Source organism: Pseudoalteromonas sp. SG45-3 (assembly GCF_014164075.1).
Taxonomy (GTDB): domain Bacteria; phylum Pseudomonadota; class Gammaproteobacteria; order Enterobacterales; family Alteromonadaceae; genus Pseudoalteromonas; species Pseudoalteromonas distincta.
In genome coordinates this window covers 1-16,168 of record NZ_JACJEN010000025.1, presented here as the reverse complement: position 1 = coordinate 16,168, position 16,168 = coordinate 1, and the positions used below count along the sequence as shown (strand labels likewise).

15 protein-coding genes are annotated in these 16,168 nt (G+C 40.5%); 12 read left to right on the top strand and 3 right to left on the bottom strand.

Annotated elements, in window-relative coordinates; genetic code table 11:
• The first annotated feature begins 83 nt into the window (after positions 1-83).
• The 6 genes from H5126_RS19190 (at position 84) to H5126_RS19165 (ending at position 6,620) form a co-directional block, all read left to right on the top strand.
• On the top strand, positions 84-932 hold the full coding sequence (locus H5126_RS19190) for a DUF72 domain-containing protein (RefSeq protein ID WP_182720935.1): 849 nt from the start codon (positions 84-86) through the stop codon (positions 930-932).
• Positions 933-956: 24 nt separating this feature from the next.
• A complete protein-coding gene (locus tag H5126_RS19185; protein WP_165724193.1) occupies positions 957-1,457 on the top strand; it encodes a M48 family metallopeptidase in 501 nt (166 codons plus the stop codon).
• A gap of 198 nt (positions 1,458-1,655) precedes the next feature.
• Positions 1,656-3,839, top strand: coding sequence for a YHYH protein (locus H5126_RS19180; RefSeq protein WP_182720934.1), 2,184 nt, complete (start codon positions 1,656-1,658; stop codon positions 3,837-3,839).
• A gap of 12 nt (positions 3,840-3,851) precedes the next feature.
• Positions 3,852-4,358, top strand: coding sequence for a hypothetical protein (locus H5126_RS19175; protein ID WP_182720933.1), 507 nt, complete (start codon positions 3,852-3,854; stop codon positions 4,356-4,358).
• 221 nt (positions 4,359-4,579) lie between these two features.
• Positions 4,580-5,938: an ATP-binding protein gene (locus tag H5126_RS19170; RefSeq protein ID WP_259413636.1), complete on the top strand. Its 1,359-nt coding sequence runs from the start codon at positions 4,580-4,582 to the stop codon at positions 5,936-5,938.
• Between the two features lie 4 nt (positions 5,939-5,942).
• Complete coding sequence (locus H5126_RS19165) at positions 5,943-6,620, top strand: response regulator (protein ID WP_182712735.1); 678 nt, start codon at positions 5,943-5,945, stop codon at positions 6,618-6,620.
• Between the two features lie 152 nt (positions 6,621-6,772).
• On the opposite strand, the gene H5126_RS19160 is transcribed toward H5126_RS19165, so the two are convergent.
• The gene (locus H5126_RS19160) at positions 6,773-7,459 is read right to left on the bottom strand and encodes a DUF3334 family protein (protein ID WP_182696245.1); all 687 of its coding nucleotides are present in this window, start codon (positions 7,457-7,459) and stop codon (positions 6,773-6,775) included.
• Positions 7,460-7,575: 116 nt separating this feature from the next.
• Here H5126_RS19160 and cmoA point away from each other — a divergent pair, with 116 nt between their 5' ends.
• From cmoA to H5126_RS19135, 5 genes are all read left to right on the top strand, one after another.
• Positions 7,576-8,301, top strand: a complete 726-nt coding sequence (cmoA, locus tag H5126_RS19155; protein ID WP_165735693.1) for a carboxy-S-adenosyl-L-methionine synthase CmoA — start codon at positions 7,576-7,578, stop codon at positions 8,299-8,301.
• 12 nt (positions 8,302-8,313) lie between these two features.
• Positions 8,314-9,282 (top strand): tRNA 5-methoxyuridine(34)/uridine 5-oxyacetic acid(34) synthase CmoB, encoded by a 969-nt coding sequence (cmoB, locus tag H5126_RS19150; RefSeq protein ID WP_182720931.1) that lies wholly within the window; start codon positions 8,314-8,316, stop codon positions 9,280-9,282.
• A gap of 191 nt (positions 9,283-9,473) precedes the next feature.
• Entirely contained in the window at positions 9,474-10,526 is a 1,053-nt protein-coding gene (gene purM / locus H5126_RS19145) for a phosphoribosylformylglycinamidine cyclo-ligase (protein ID WP_002959993.1), read from the top strand.
• On the top strand, positions 10,526-11,173 hold the full coding sequence (purN, locus tag H5126_RS19140) for a phosphoribosylglycinamide formyltransferase (RefSeq protein WP_002959994.1): 648 nt from the start codon (positions 10,526-10,528) through the stop codon (positions 11,171-11,173). The genes purM and purN overlap by 1 nt, the downstream gene beginning before the upstream one ends.
• A 16-nt stretch (positions 11,174-11,189) precedes the next feature.
• On the top strand, positions 11,190-11,924 hold the full coding sequence (locus tag H5126_RS19135) for a DUF3108 domain-containing protein (protein WP_182720945.1): 735 nt from the start codon (positions 11,190-11,192) through the stop codon (positions 11,922-11,924).
• Between the two features lie 48 nt (positions 11,925-11,972).
• Here H5126_RS19135 and H5126_RS19130 read toward each other — a convergent pair whose 3' ends face one another.
• Positions 11,973-12,737 carry a class II glutamine amidotransferase gene (locus H5126_RS19130; protein WP_165724201.1) on the bottom strand — a complete coding sequence of 255 codons (765 nt, stop codon included), beginning with the start codon at positions 12,735-12,737 and terminating at the stop codon, positions 11,973-11,975.
• A 323-nt stretch (positions 12,738-13,060) separates the two neighbouring features.
• Between H5126_RS19130 and fadE the strand changes: the two genes are divergently transcribed.
• A complete protein-coding gene (fadE, locus tag H5126_RS19125) occupies positions 13,061-15,517 on the top strand; it encodes an acyl-CoA dehydrogenase FadE (protein ID WP_002960075.1) in 2,457 nt (818 codons plus the stop codon).
• A gap of 431 nt (positions 15,518-15,948) precedes the next feature.
• Here the strand turns inward: fadE and H5126_RS19120 are convergent.
• On the bottom strand, positions 15,949-16,168 hold a 220-nt coding region (locus H5126_RS19120; protein ID WP_182758553.1), incomplete at its 5' end, for a hypothetical protein.

Here is a 16,168-nt window from a genome sequence, read left to right as displayed (position 1 = left end):
TGCCGCTTTTGCCCCTGAATTTACAGCAGCTCGTTTTGTTATTTGCTACACTATCGCCACTTTATAATAAGGCGCTAGTTTGTATGTTATATATTGGATGCCCGCAGTGGTCGAGTAATGCATGGAAAGGCAATTTATTTTCAAGCCAATGTAAAAACGCCGATATGCTTAGCCAATACGCCCAACACTTTAACTCTGTTGAAGGTAATACCAGCTTTTACGCTGACCCATCGCCAAGTACCGTATTGCGCTGGGCAAACAGCGTACCCGATGATTTTAAATTTACGTTTAAGTTTAATCGTCGCTTTAGCCACGAGCTGCACCTAACTAATGTTCAAACCGAGCTCACTGATTGGCTTAACTTGTTCTCCCCTATTTTAGAAAAAACCGGGCAAATCATGCTGCAATTACCTAAAGCATTTGGCCCTGGTGACTTACCCAAGCTAGCCCAATTTATTAGCCTGTTACCAAAAGAGGTTAATTACGGTGTAGAGGTACGTCATACTGCGTTTTTTCAAAAGGGTGAAGCCGAAATTGCGCTTAACCAATTATTAATGGCAAATAACATAAATCGTATATCGATGGATACTCGCGCCCTATTTGCGGTAAAACCAACAACCGAAGCGCTAATAGATGCACAGCAAAAAAAGCCCCACTTACCGGTACATGCAATAGCTACTGGCTCAGAGCCTATGGCGCGCTTTGTAATAGCCAATTTACAAAACGACTATAAACCCTTTTATAAACCGTGGCTAAGTAAAGTAAAACAATGGCTTGATGAAGGAAAAACGCCCTATGTGTTTTTTCATACGGCAGATAACCGAGAAGCGCCATTATTAGCAAGGCAGTTTTGCAAAGACCTTGGTTATGATCACAAAGCATTAAACCCATTTACTGGCGAAAAAGAAGCCCACCAGCCAGCACTTTTTTAAAAGTAAAACGACAGAGAAATAATAATGAGTAAATACGCACATTACTTTACCGGCTACCCAGCTAACATTGTTGAGCAAGTATTAAGCCTTATAAATAACAACAAGGTATGTGACTACTTACTTAAAAAGTATCCGCAAGCACACACTATTACCAGCGATAAACTACTTTATAGCTATGCAACCGAGCTTAAAAAACAATATTTAAAAAATGCGCCACCATTTGGTCGTGCGGCGTTTAAAAAACAAGGCGACATGGTGACCAATGCACTCGGTACACATACGTATCGAATGCAAGGTAAAACCCGTAAACACGATTTAGCGATAAACAGCGACTTGCTCCGCGCTCCCGAGCCGTTATTAAAAGCGTTAGTGGTACATGAGCTCGCCCACTTTAAAGAAAAAGACCACAACAAAGGTTTTTATCAACTTTGCTGCCATATGGAGCCGAGTTACCACCAGCTAGAGTTAGATTTAAGAATTTTTTGTGTGGTAGTCGCAATGGGAGAAAATCCTTATTTAAAATAAGGATTTTAGCGTTATTTAACTGAGTGAAAATAAAGCTCATGCTTAAGTTTATGTTTCCTTCCATACCCAGTCTTTTATCTCCGTAAGCAGCTCACAACTTAACGCCAGCCCTTAATAAAAAAAAGTTTAAAACTACATAATTGCCCTACATTTGAGAACTACACTCTTAAAAGTTAATTTAATCTTTGGAGTTTTGAAATGATGAAAAATACCCATGCCATTTTACTCAGTGCACTGTGCTGCTTAACCTTAAGTGCCTGCAACGAGCAAAACAGCCAATCACTTGAACAATCAAACCTCAATGATTTTACTCTAACCAGCTCAAAAGTAAGTGATGGCGGTAATTTGCCTATTACTTATACGTGCGATGGGCAAAGCATTAGCCCCCCACTTAACTGGAGTGGTGCACCTAAGGCAACCAAATATTATGCATTAATTATGGATCATAAAGCGCCAGAGGGAATGCATTGGTATTGGACCATGTACAACATTTCCGCCGATAAAACACAAATTAAAGCGGGCGAAACCCTCGGTGAAGTAGGCTCTAATAGCGTAAACGATTTAAACCAATACGCGCCGCCTTGCTCTAAAGGCCCAGGTGAAAAAAGCTATACTTATACTGTATACGCGTTATCTGCACCGGTTACCTTTAATAGCGATACAAAAGTAGATCGCTCAGCATTACTCGCTGCTGTAAAAGATATTACGCTCGATACTGCAAGTATGACGGTTAAATACTCGCGAAGCGCCAGTAGCGCCGAACACAAACCTAATACAAGACCAAAACCAAATGAGCAACCAAAGCCTGATAAATCATATTTAACCGCTAACGTAAAATCACCTCGTTGCGATGCTATTACACAATCAGTAAGTAATGCAGGGTTTGATCAAAGCGTATTTGTTACGTGCGATGAACAATATGCTTATATTGCCTCATCTACTTATCCTGATCATGAAGTAATGACTGGTATTACAGGTACTAACGAGCAAATACCTGTTCCAGCTAAAGACTACGTAGCACCTATAAAGCTAAATCCTAAAAAAGCAAAAACAATAACAACAATTGATGCAGCCGTAGGTGTTGCCGTTAACGGCGTACCAATATACGACTATTCTTCGCAAGGTGAGTTGGACGTAAATAGCTACGATGAAAAACACGACACTTTAGCACTCGGACAGTTAGATATTTGTGGCGGACACGCAGGACGAGGTGATGACTACCATTATCATGTATCGCCAACGTGTATGATTGACACAATGAAAAACCAAACAAGCGATGCCATTATTGGTTGGGCTTACGATGGTTACCCGCTTTATGGCAGTAAAAACCCAGACGGCAGTGCAATTGCCAAAGGTGACCTTGATGTATGTAACGGACAAACCGACGACACATTTGGCTATCGCTACCAAACATCAGCTACGCCGCCGTATATTATTCAGTGCTTAGTTGGTGAAGTAGATACCGCAAAATTACCAAGAGTGTCACCACTTAGTGGCGATACTCAAGGTATAAGAGCCGACTTGCGCCCGCCACAAGGAGGCGTTGAAAACCTAACGCACACAATCTCTGAAAACGGCAGCCGTACAATGAGCTACTCATACAAAGGCGAGAACTACTTTACTACCTACAGCCCTGCATCACAGGGAAAATACTGCTATAGCTTTAAACAAAAAACCATCAGTAATGGTGGCAAAGTTCAAACAGGTACATTTTGTAGAGGTCCGCAACCAAATCACCTTACTCCTACAGTCACTAAGCAAAATACAAATCCTGCCATTACAGGCAACCATAACTTAAAACTAGAAGCATGGGCTGATAACTGGTTTACAGCCTACATAGGCGAGCAGTTACTTGTTGAAGATTCTGTACCAATAACCACAGAGCGCTCATTTAATGCCGAAAGTATTACGTTTTCTGCAAACTACCCTATTGAGCTTAATTTAATAATTAAAGACTTTAAGCAAAACGACACTGGGCTTGAATACATCGGTGCTAAAAATCAGCAAATGGGTGATGGCGGTTTTATTATGCAACTTACCGACACCGATACAAATAAAGTAGTTGCCGTAAGCGATAAAAGCTTTAAATGCGAAATACTGCACAAAGCGCCGCTCAACAAATTATGCGAAAGCGAATCAAACCCTGTCGCGGGCGAAGGCGTTTGTACGTTTATGTCAAAAGAAGCACCAACTAACTGGCTGCAAAGTAACTTTGATAACGCAAACTGGGCTAATGCAGTAGAGCACAACTTTGCCGATGTAGGACCAAAAGACGGTTACGACGATATTAACTGGGATGAAAATGCAAAATTCATATGGGGCGAAGACTTAGAAACCGACAACACCCTTATTTGTAAAGCAATTATTGAGCAACCTCAATAAAGGGTAGTAATTATGTATTTTTTAAAAAAATTAAAATGGCTAATGCTCGCGTGTATTTTAACAAGTATGAGCGCTCAAGTGAGCGCCCATGTATTAAAAAACACAACAGCCCAAGTAATTTTAAGAGATGGGCAAGTTGAAGTAAAAGTATTAACTAATGCTGAGCATTTAATCTCAGCGCTGCAAAGCGAGCAAGCATGGCTTATGGGCGATATTGATAAGCTTATGCCTACAAACTTAAGTGCAGAGCAACAAGAAGAGTTTGTAAAAAATGCACTTAAACAAAAAACGAGCTTACGTGTAAATCAGCAAGTTATCGTGTTTGAACGCGTCGTTTTTACCACCAGCAACAACGAAGCGCACGACCTAGAAATTGTTTTTCAAGCAAAGCACTCATTTGCAACAGTAGATGAGCTTGCCATATCGTTCCCTAAAAGTTTAGGTGCAGTACACGCAAGCTTTGTAAAACCACAATATAAGTTACTGGGTGCTGGCGATACCGCAAAAATAAAGTTCTAGCCCAAGAATCAACATACCTAAAAGCTTACTTAAAAAGGATTTTAGTAAGCAACTCCCTAAATACGCTAATTGTAGGCACATAATCAATATGCAATACTGCTTGGTACGTTAACGTCATGATCTTTACTATTTGCCAATCAGTGAAATTAATACATAAATTCTTTTTAGCTTTTTTTATCACTAATATCGCCCTTGTTGGGCTTATGTTTGTGTTTATATACATGACCTTTTCGTCAGGTTTTAACGACTTTGTTGAACAAGAAGAAACAAAACATGTAGCAATGGTTAAGCATCAACTTATTGAGCTTTATAGCGGATTAGGCAGTTGGCAACCCATTACACAAAGCACGCAATTATGGCGCTCTATTGTAGAGCCGCAAAAAAAGCCAGGCGAGCCCAAAGCGAATAAACACACAAGCCCCCCACCCAAACCAAATAACAGCAATGCAACGCCTTCTTTATTGTGGGTACATTTACCTGCAGGTTCCCTTAAAACAGGGCAACGTATAAGTTTATATGATCAAAATAAAAAGGTTGTTATTGGTAGGGCTAATTTAAACGACAACCCACATATAGAACCTATTTTATTAAACAATAACGTTATAGGCTGGATAGGTTTAGTACCTTCAAAACTTGTGCAAAGTAGCCCAGTAAAAGCATTTTTAGCAGCGCAATTTCATAACTACTTTATGATCACATTACTCGTTATTGTGCTCGCATTTATTATGGCTATTGTGTTATCTCGCCATTTAATAAAACCAATAAAGCAAATAGTGACTGGCACCGATGAGTTAACAAAAGGAAATTTTGCCAGCAGAATAATTCCCTCTAGTAAAGATGAGCTAGGTACCCTATCCAACAACTTTAATGCCTTAGCCCACACGCTTGAGCAAAACCAACAAATGCGGTTTCAATGGGTGTCAGACACATCCCACGAATTAAGAACCCCACTTACCGTACTACGCTCGCATTTACTAGCCGTTCAAGATGGCGTATTTACAGCCGACACAAAGCGCATTAATTTACTCATAAACCAAGTAGATAACTTAAGCCACATTGTTGACGACCTAGCCCAACTAGCACAAACAGATAGCGTTAATTTAACCTATAACAATGCGCGCATTGATTTAATCACTGTTTTTGAGCAATCAATTGAAAACTACACCGCTCGCTTTAAAGAGCATGAATTAAATGTAGATAGCAAAAGCTTAACCAAAGCCGGCAAATGTATAATAAATGGTGATAAAGAACGCCTTATACAATTATTTTCAAACCTGTTAGAAAATACCTGCAGATACACGCATAAAGGTGGGCAAGTAATAATACTTGCCCACAAAAGACCCAATAACATTGAGCTTATTTTACAAGATTCAGCCCCAAGTGTTTTACCAAACGACTTACAAAAATTGTTTGAGCGTTTTTATCGCGTTGAAAAATCTCGAAGCCGAGAGCACGGCGGCTCGGGCTTAGGACTTGCACTTTGCAAACAAATAGTAGAGGCACATGGCGGTCAAATATCGTTGCACAACTCACCACTCGGTGGGCTAGAGGTAAAAATAACGCTGACACTTTTAGGTTAAAATAATGGCATCACAAAAAATACTTATCGTTGAAGACGAAGAAAACATTGCCGAGGTACTTATTGCCTACGCTAAGCAACAAAATTACGAAACTGAGCACTTTAATAGTGGCAAAGGTGTAGTTAGTTTTGTAAAACAAAACGCAGTAGATTTAATACTTCTTGATTTAATGCTGCCAGATGTTGATGGCATAGAGCTATGTAAGCAAATAAGAGCCTTTTCAAGTCTGCCTATTATTATGCTTACCGCAAAAAGTGAGGAAATAGACCGCTTGCAGGGTTTAGAGATCGGCGCCGATGACTACATATGCAAACCCTTCAGCCCCAAAGAAGTTGTAGCACGCATAAAAGCCGTACTAAGAAGGACCAGCCAGCCTAAAACCAACATCATTAATCATAATAATTTCCAATTACACAAAGACGATTACGAAGCACGCCTAAACGACAAAAGTATTGGCTTTACCGCCATCGAGTTTAAAATATTTTTATTATTTATAAGCCACGTAGGGCGTGTTTTTACCCGCGAAGATATTATTAATAACGTATACAGCGACACAACCGACATATCCGATCGCAACATAGATACACATATTAAAAATATACGAAAAAAGATTAACGACATTCAAGCAGGGCTAAACCCAATAGCAGCGGTTTATAGTGTGGGCTATAAATTTAAAGAGTAGGTTTACTTATTCAAATAAAGCTAACATGACGCAAAAGCGCGATATAAATCGCGCTTTTATTTTAATCACTAACCTGAACACTTATAACTAAAGATTAATAGCTGAGCAGTCGTTGGGTTTCGTTTCACTCAACCCAACCTACGTAAATAGACTTAAAGCCCTAGGCCTGCCATAAAATCATCATCGCCATCATCTTGTTCTACTGCGGTAGATGCTTTTTCTTTGTCCGCTTTTTTACGTGCTTCGTTTTCAATTATGTCATCTGGGTCGAGTGCTTCTGCAATATCAAAGTCGTGTAATTTAATGAACTCTGTTTTATCCATCGCTAATTCCAAGTAAAAGATATTTTGTTTACTTGTGGTGAATGTTACGCGGCGGGCTTGCGGGCGATCCATCGTGGTATCTACCGATATTTGCACTTGCTTGTTTATTGCCATCATTTTTGGCTGGTTTTGCGTAATCGAGGTATGTAATTGCTCGCGTACTTTAGACGTAAAGTCGCCAACAATTTGATTCATCAACTCGCCTAATACGTTTGATACGTCGTCTGATAAATGGCTATGCGCTATTTCATCTTCTGGCATCCCCATGTTGCGCATGTAATCGCCATAAATTTCCATCGCCGCTTGCGAAGTAAAGTTGGTAATTACGAGCCCGGTAAAACCGCCGTCAAATAAAACAAAGCAGCCAATATCTGGTCGCATGCATGTACGCGTTATTTTTTGCACCATGGCTGAGTAGCTAATACCATTACCGCTGGCTGATGTGAGTACGCCTGTCACTGAATGACAAAGGGTTGCTAATATATCGTCTGTGCTGATGACCTTACTTTTGCTCATTTAATCTTCTCTTTTATACTTATTATTCATAATTCTAGTCAAGCTACTGAATTTATCACTGACTATCCAGTATAAAATGTTAAAATAGCGCCATTATTTACAAAGAGACTGCCTTCGTGACCATAAAAGACAGTATTTATGCCTCTGAGCAACAAGTAAAAGATTTTAGCTTTGACCAAAATGTAGTCGAAGTTTTTCCAGATATGATCCAGCGCTCTGTGCCTGGGTATGCCACCATTGTAAGTACAATGGGTAAACTTGCGGGTGAATACGCGCAAAGTAACTCAAATCTTTATGATTTAGGCTGCTCTTTGGGCGCAGTAACACTTAGCATGCGACGAAATATTCGCACCGATAACTGCCATATAATAGCGGTAGATAACTCTCAAGCTATGGTTGAGCGTTGTAAGGTACATTTACAAGGTTTTAAATCAGATGTACCTGTTACTGTTACTTTAGGCGATATTAACGAGCTTGAGATTCAAAACGCCTCAGTAGTAGCAATGAACTTTACTTTGCAGTTTATTCCGCATGCTCAGCGCCAAGCCGTGCTTGAAAAAATATACGCTAATTTAAAACCGGGTGGTGTATTGCTGCTAAGCGAAAAAATTAAAGCTGAAAACGAGCAATGCGACAATTTATTGATTGATTTGCACCACGACTTTAAACGACACAATGGTTACTCTGAGCTTGAAATAAGCCAAAAGCGTACCGCCATCGAAAACGTTATGCGCCCAGATACACTAAGCGCTCACTTTACTCGCTTAAAAGATATTGGTTTTAGCCAAACTCAAGTGTGGTATCAATGTTTTAATTTTTGCTCAATGGTAGCAATTAAATAAAGAGAGTCATCCATGTCTCAATGGTTTAACCAATTTTACGCATCTATCGCACAAAGCCCACTTAGTCACTGGCTAGAAACCCTCCCTGCACAATTAAAACATTGGCAGTTAGAGGCAAGCCATGGCGATTTACCTAAATGGCAAAAAGTACTTAAAAACTTGCCTGAGGTGGCTACAACACACGTTGATATTTCTACTAAGGTAGAAATTGGCGCCCCAGGGGAGATGAGTGATGGCGAGCAAAAGCAAGCCATGCATTTATTAAAACGCATGATGCCATGGCGCAAAGGCCCATTTAGTGTGCACGGTATTGAAATAGACACAGAGTGGCGCAGTGATTGGAAGTGGGACCGCCTGCTGCCTCATATTGAGCCATTAAAAGGCCGCACCGTTTTAGATATTGGTTGTGGCTCAGGGTATCATTTATGGCGTATGCGTGGTGAAAGCGCAGAGTTTGTGGTGGGTATTGATCCATCAGATTTATTTTTATGTCAGTTTCAGGCAATTAAACACTACAACCCAGACGAAAACGTGCATTTACTGCCACTAGGCGTTGAAGCATTACCCGAGCTTAAAGCATTTGATACGGTTTTTTCGATGGGCGTACTTTATCATCGTCGCTCACCTATCGACTTTTTAGCGCAGTTAAAAGCGCAGCTTCGCCCAGGCGGCGAACTCGTACTTGAAACGCTAGTAATTGAAGGTGACGAAAACACAGTATTAGTCCCTACTGATCGCTACGCTAAAATGCGCAACGTGTGGTTTATTCCAAGTACTGCAGCATTAAAGCTTTGGATGGAACGCGTTGGCTTTAAAGATGTGCAAATAAAAGATTGCGCTATAACCACGCTTGAAGAACAACGCAAAACCGACTGGATGGAAAACGAATCGTTAATCGACTTTTTAGATCCAAACGATACAAGTAAAACAATTGAAGGCTACCCTGCTCCACTTCGAGCCATATTAACTGCAAAAGTATAGCTGTTAATTTACCGCCTTTAATTACTAAAAAAACGCCTATGGGCGTTTTTTTGTTTATTTAAACAACAGACAGCGGACAAGTGTCCTTGTTAATTATTTCAAAATTACATTTGAGCTAGCCGCGACCCTGCAATTGTTGTAAAATACGCGCGTTTCTAAGCAACCCAAAACAACTATTTTGAGGAAAACCTGTGAGCGAACAAAAACAGTCTCTAAGCTATAAAGACGCGGGCGTAGATATCGACGCTGGTAATGCACTTGTTGAGCGTATTAAAGGCGTAGTTAAAAAAACTCGTCGTCCTGAAGTAATGGGCGGAATTGGTGGTTTTGGCGCACTTTGCGAAATTCCTGAAGGCTACAAGCAACCAGTATTAGTTGCAGGCACAGATGGCGTTGGTACTAAACTACGTTTAGCAATCGACTTAAAAAAACACGATACTGTTGGTATTGATTTAGTTGCAATGTGTGTAAACGACTTAATTGTTCAAGGTGCTGAACCCCTGTTTTTCCTAGATTACTATGCAACTGGTAAGCTAGATGTAGACACAGCAGCTGACGTAGTGACAGGTATTGGCAAAGGTTGTGAAATTTCAGGTTGTGCCCTAATTGGTGGCGAAACAGCTGAAATGCCAGGTATGTATGATGGTGAAGACTACGACATGGCAGGCTTTTGTACAGGCGTTGTAGAAAAATCAAAAATTATTGATGGCACAAAAGTAGCAGCAGGCGATCAGCTTATTGCACTTGCTTCAAGCGGTCCTCATTCAAATGGCTTCTCTTTAATTCGTAAAGTACTTGAAGTGTCAAAAGCTGATACCAGCGCTGACTTTGAAGGTAAAACATTAGGCGAAACTCTACTTGAGCCTACGCGTATTTACGTAAAACCTTTACTTGAGTTATTCAAAAACGTTGACGTACATGCGCTTTCGCATATTACTGGCGGCGGTTTTTGGGAAAACATTCCACGCGTATTACCCGCTTCAGCAAAAGCTGTAGTTAAAGGTGATAGCTGGCAGTGGCCACCAATTTTTAATTGGTTACAAGAAAACGGCAACATTACTACACACGAAATGTACCGTACATTTAACTGTGGTGTAGGCATGGTTTTAGTAGTCCCTGCTGACAAACTTGAGCAAAGCTTAACAATGCTAAAAGACTTGGGCGAAAATGCATGGCACCTTGGTGAAATTCAAGATGCAGCAGCAGGCGAAGAGCAAGTTGAAATTGTAGGTGGTGCTAAGTAATGGCACCGACTCGTCTGGTAGTTTTAATCTCAGGTAGTGGCTCTAATTTACAAGCCATCATAGATGCCTGTGAACGTGGCGAGATAAACGGACATATAGCGGCTGTTATTAGTAATAAAGCAGACGCTTATGGCTTAGAGCGTGCAAAACAAGCAGGTATTGCTACAAAAGTGCTCAGTCATAAAGATTTTGACTCGCGCGAAGCGTACGATGCGCAATTAATGAACGTTATCGACTCTTTTATGCCAAATCTAGTTGTATTAGCTGGGTTTATGCGTATTCTTACTCCTGGCTTAGTGCAAAAATATGTTGGAAAAATGTTGAACATTCATCCATCTTTGTTGCCTAAGTATCAGGGGCTGAATACCCACCAAAGAGCAATTGATGCAAAAGACGATGTTCATGGCGTAAGTGTTCACTTTGTTACTGAAGAATTAGACGGCGGTCCCGTTATCCTTCAGGCGCAAATACCTGTACTCAAGGATGATACAGCAGAAACATTAGCAAAACGCGTGCATGAGCAAGAGCATATAATTTATCCTTTGGTGGTCAAGTGGTTCAGTGAACACAGACTTACTATGGAAGCAGATTATGCAGTTCTTGACAAAAAACAACTTCCTGCACACGGCGCGCACTACCCACAATAAAAAAATAAGTGCCCTGTTGTTATGTGCGGGCGCTTTACTTCCAACTAGCCTAATTGCAGGCGAATTGACCCAGTATCAAGCTAATTACGATATTTTACGCAAAGGTAAAAATCATGGTGAGGCTGTTCGTGAGCTCAAAAAAACGGGCGATGATACTTATGAACTAACATACCACAGCAATATTGAGTGGATGATCTTTTCTGATTCTCGTGAAGAAACATCAGAGTTTACCTTTAAAGATGGTAAGGTTACCCCGCATCATTACAATATGATCCGCACCGGTACAGGCCCAGATAAAGATTATAAGATTGATTTTGATACGACAAATAAGGTAGTGACTAGCAGCGCTAGCGAATACCCACTAAAATGCGAATGGACTGATGAATTTCAGGATGCTATTTCGTACCAAGTGCAAGTGCGCGAAGGATTGAAAAAAGGTGAAACGAGCTTTTCATTTCCGCTTATAGACAAAAAAGGTAATCGCCGCGACTACAACTTTGAAGTATCTGGCACCGAGATGATTTCGTTGCCTATTGGTAATGTAGAAGCCATTAAAGTAAAACGTTTATACGATAACGATAAACGCCAAGCGATTGCGTGGTTTGCGCCAGAAATGGATTACATGCTGGTACGTATGTGGAAAGGCGAAAAAGGTATGGAGCAGTTTGAAGTTCAAATAAATTCATTTACTGTTACTGCGCCTACAGCTGTTGCGCCTGCTACAGCACAACAACCTCAAGAAGCTAACTAAATTTAATTAAACCAAAGTTAAGTTAAGTTAGTATTTAAAATAGGTGGGCTAAATTAGCTCACCCATTTTAAACAATGCAAATTCCCCAGGCTCCATTTTTTGCCAGCGCTCATCATTCGTCAAAGGCCTTGTAGCTATAACTGTTACTACATCGTTTGGTGTGGTCTCTTGTTGAAAATCAACCACCATGTCGGCATCAATCAACGTTGCTTTACCAAATGGCGCACGGCGCGTTATGTAGTGTAAGTTATTAGTGCAATACGCTAAAACAAACACCCCATCGGTCAATAACATATTAAACACGCCTTTTTCACGTAGCGTATGCGAAAGCTTAGCCGCATATCTAAAAACCGACGCCATATTACTTGGTCGCTGCGGGTACTTTTCACGAATTTTGTCAAGCAACCAGCAAAATGCCAACTCGCTATCGGTATTACCCACAGGTCGATAATATTCAGGTTTTAAATCATGATAATTTGAAAGCTGCCCGTTATGAGCATAGGTTATTTCACGCCCCCACAACTCACGAGTAAACGGATGAGTATTTTCAAGACATACCCGACCTCGATTACCTTGGCGAATGTGGCTAATAACCGAGACACTTTTAATGGGGTATGCTTTAACCAGCTTTGCAATTTCAGATTGATAACTCGGCTCAGGATCTTTAAAGGTTCTACAGCCTTTACCTTCGTAAAATGTAATACCCCAACCATCTTTATGAGGACCTGTATTACCACCACGCTCTAAAAGGCCTGAAAAACTAAAACAAATATCGGTAGGCACATTGGCTGACATGCCAAGTAATTCACACATTAATAAAATAACCCTTAAAAACCATACATTAAAATAAATAGCGAATATTTGTGTATTAAGCGTACACTAAATTGCAGCCCGCTATAACGGCTATACTTACTTAAAAAGTGTCATTTTGCTATTAGATTTATTTATTTTTACGTTAACACTACTTACGGCTAATGCTTTGACTATACGATAGTTATTGAGTGTTCCTCTGTCGGGTAATTAAATATCGTATTTAAGTTACTTTCTACTACAATTTAACATCGTTATGTACTTGAAAATTACTGTTACTAGCGCTACTCTAAGTGAGGTGGTCTGACCTCTATTAAGGAATAAAAATGACACTCATATTTACACTGGTTCTAATCGCGTTGCTTTGCACTGCGGTTTACCACAGAGCAAGTTGGAACACAGCACTTGGTGTTTCGGCTATTACTTTATTAATTGGTACCTTTGCGGGTGCTTTTGGTTTAATTAGCTGGTTGATCTTTTTGATCATCGCGGTTCCTCTTTCTGTTACTGGCCTTCGTCAGCAATATATCATCAAGCCTATTTTTGCTACGTTTAAAAAAGTAACGCCAAGCATGTCTGATACTGAAAAATCAGCTATTGATGCCGGTACGACGTGGTGGGAAGCTGACTTATTTTGCGGTAACCCAGATTGGAAAAAACTTCACCAATACCCAGTTCCTAAACTTACTATTGAAGAGCAAGCCTTTGTTGATGGCCCTGTTGAAGTAGTTTGTAGCATGTTGGACGATTGGGAAGCAACGCACGAACTAACCGACCTTCCTCAAGATGTGTGGCAGTATCTAAAAGATAATAAATTTTTTGCCATGATCATCAAAAAAGAATACGGCGGTTTAGAATTTTCTGCATTTGCACAGTCTTGTGTACTTCAAAAACTAACAAGTAAATCAACATTACTTTCGTCAATTGTTGGTGTACCGAACTCTTTAGGCCCAGGTGAATTATTACAACACTATGGTACAAAAGAGCAAAAAGATCATTACTTACCGCGCCTAGCGAGCGGTCAAGAAATTCCATGTTTTGCATTAACTTCGCCAGAAGCGGGTTCTGATGCAAGCTCAATTCCAGACTACGGTGTGGTATGTAAAGGGCAATGGAATGGTGAGGAAGTTGTGGGTGTTAGTTTAACGTGGAATAAGCGTTACATTACACTTGCCCCAGTGGCTACCGTACTTGGTCTTGCGTTTAAGTTACAAGATCCAGATGGGCTAATTGGCGACAATAAAGAGCCAGGCATTACCTGTGCACTTATTCCAACGGACACTCCTGGAGTTGAAATTGGTCGTCGACATTTCCCGCTTAACGTACCATTTCAAAATGGTCCTACTCGCGGTAAAGATATTTTCGTACCACTTGATTATATTATTGGTGGTCCAGATATGGCTGGTCAAGGCTGGCGCATGCTGGTTGAGTGTTTATCGGTTGGTCGTGCAATTACATTGCCGTCAAATTCTGCCGGTGGCATTAAAATGATTGCCGTTGCAACGGGTGCGTATAGCCGCATTCGTCGTCAGTTCCGTTTACCTATTGGTAAAATGGAAGGTGTTGAAGAGTCACTAGCAAAACTTGCTGGTTACGCTTACAGCTCTGATGCTGCGGTTAGTATGTCTACGGGTGCGGTTGATTTAGGCGAAAAGCCATCGGTAGTTTCTGCCATTATTAAATACCACCTGACAGAGCAAATGCGTGATGCAACTATTCATGCAATGGATGTACTTGGCGGTAAGGGCATCATGCTTGGGCCAAATAACTATTTAGGTCGTGGCTACCAAGGTGCACCTATTGCCATTACCGTTGAAGGTGCAAACATCTTGACCCGTAATATGATTATTTATGGTCAAGGTGCAATTCGCTGTCATCCATTTGTACTTACCGAACTAGGTGCGTGCGAAATTGAAGACCGCGAAGAAGCGCTTAACGTATTTGATAAAGCGCTAATGGGTCATATTGGTTTTACTATGTCGAACCTTGTACGTACTAAGTGGCTTGCACTTACCGGCGCACGTTTTACAAGTGTGCCGTACAACGACGAAACTGCTGAATTTTACCGTATAGCGTCACGCTTTAGTGCATCACTTGCTCTTATGTCAGACATTAGCATGGCAGTATTTGGTGGCTCACTAAAACGTAAAGAACGTATTTCAGCACGTTTAGGTGACTTACTTAGTTACTTATACTTAGTGTCTGCAACGCTTAAGCGTTACAACGACGAAGGCCGTAAAAAAGAAGATTTTGCTCTAGTAAAATGGAGTTGCCAAGATCACCTTTATCATTGCCAACGTGCACTTGCTGATTTAATTAATAACATGCCTTCGGCTCCACTACGTGCCGTGTTAAAAGTATTGTTATTCCCGTTTGGTCGCCCGGTTCGTAAACCAACTGACCAACTTGAGCATAAACTTGCGCAACTACTACAAGTACCTAGCGAAACGCGTAACCGTTTAGCAAGCTACGTATACTTAAAAAATGAGCCGCTTAACCTTGTGGGTCGTCAAGAGCAAACGCTTAAAGACATCCTAGACGTTGAGCCATTATTTGAAAGAGTATGTAAAGAGAAAGGTCTTAAACTGCCATTCTTCCAGCTTGATAAAGTAGCACAAATGGGGCTTGAAGCAGGCATTTTAAGCCAAGCAGAAGCTGATAAACTAGCTGCTGTTGAGCAATCTCGTTTAGATGTTATTAACGTTGATGACTTCGACCCTGCTGACTTACTTGCAGGCAAAGCCGCACGTAATAGCGTTAAAAAAGAAGCTGATGCTGCTTAAGTAAGCTAAGCATTTACAGACCAAAAGCCAGCATATAACGTGCTGGCTTTTTTGTGCACAATAAAAATTTTAACAACGTGATGGAGTAGTTTAATTCGTTAGATTGTTTAAATAATTATACAGCTTGGTATAACAGGCAGCTCTGACATCTAACCAACCCTAAAAGCTCTGTATTGATTAAATACCCTTAATTCATCTCTATATTCCTGTAAAAACTTAAACCCTCTCAAGAGCTCTACAAGTACAACACTATAAAGTTAATGACTATACCAATTAGCAATAATACTTAGAGCCTGCCTAGCAGTGTTAAAAGTCTCTGATATACGACTGCATAAATGCAGGAGATAGAGCAATGCAGGATCATTTGCCGAAAACAACTAAATAACGAATTATTCCTTATTATCGACATGCTTTTCTTACATCAAAATAGATTACTTAATTAAGCGAATTGGGGTTAAACCTGGCGTTAAGCTAACTGCGGTAAAAGTTTCAAAGTTACGAGAAGAGAGATACAGCGCAATGCAGAAGCACTTACCCAGAGCATCGGCAGATTGATATAGGTATTGATACGGATAATAAGGAATATCAGCAGGTTTGTGCAAGGAATGTGTTTGATAGCTGATAGCTGATAGCTGATAGCTGATAGCTGAT

Bases quoted from the DNA above. Each gene is read 5' to 3' on its own strand.
- purN (WP_002959994.1), top strand. From the start codon at position 10,526: ATGGCACCGACTCGTCTGGTAGTTTTAATCTCAGGTAGTGGCTCTAAT.
- cmoB (WP_182720931.1), top strand. From the start codon at position 8,314: ATGTCTCAATGGTTTAACCAATTTTACGCATCTATCGCACAAAGCCCA.
- H5126_RS19180 (WP_182720934.1), top strand. From the start codon at position 1,656: ATGATGAAAAATACCCATGCCATTTTACTCAGTGCACTGTGCTGCTTA.
- H5126_RS19160 (WP_182696245.1), bottom strand. From the start codon at position 7,459: ATGAGCAAAAGTAAGGTCATCAGCACAGACGATATATTAGCAACCCTT.
- H5126_RS19190 (WP_182720935.1), top strand. From the start codon at position 84: ATGTTATATATTGGATGCCCGCAGTGGTCGAGTAATGCATGGAAAGGC.
- H5126_RS19165 (WP_182712735.1), top strand. From the start codon at position 5,943: ATGGCATCACAAAAAATACTTATCGTTGAAGACGAAGAAAACATTGCC.
- H5126_RS19170 (WP_259413636.1), top strand. From the start codon at position 4,580: ATGACCTTTTCGTCAGGTTTTAACGACTTTGTTGAACAAGAAGAAACA.
- H5126_RS19130 (WP_165724201.1), bottom strand. From the start codon at position 12,737: ATGTGTGAATTACTTGGCATGTCAGCCAATGTGCCTACCGATATTTGT.
- H5126_RS19185 (WP_165724193.1), top strand. From the start codon at position 957: ATGAGTAAATACGCACATTACTTTACCGGCTACCCAGCTAACATTGTT.
- fadE (WP_002960075.1), top strand. From the start codon at position 13,061: ATGACACTCATATTTACACTGGTTCTAATCGCGTTGCTTTGCACTGCG.
- H5126_RS19175 (WP_182720933.1), top strand. From the start codon at position 3,852: ATGTATTTTTTAAAAAAATTAAAATGGCTAATGCTCGCGTGTATTTTA.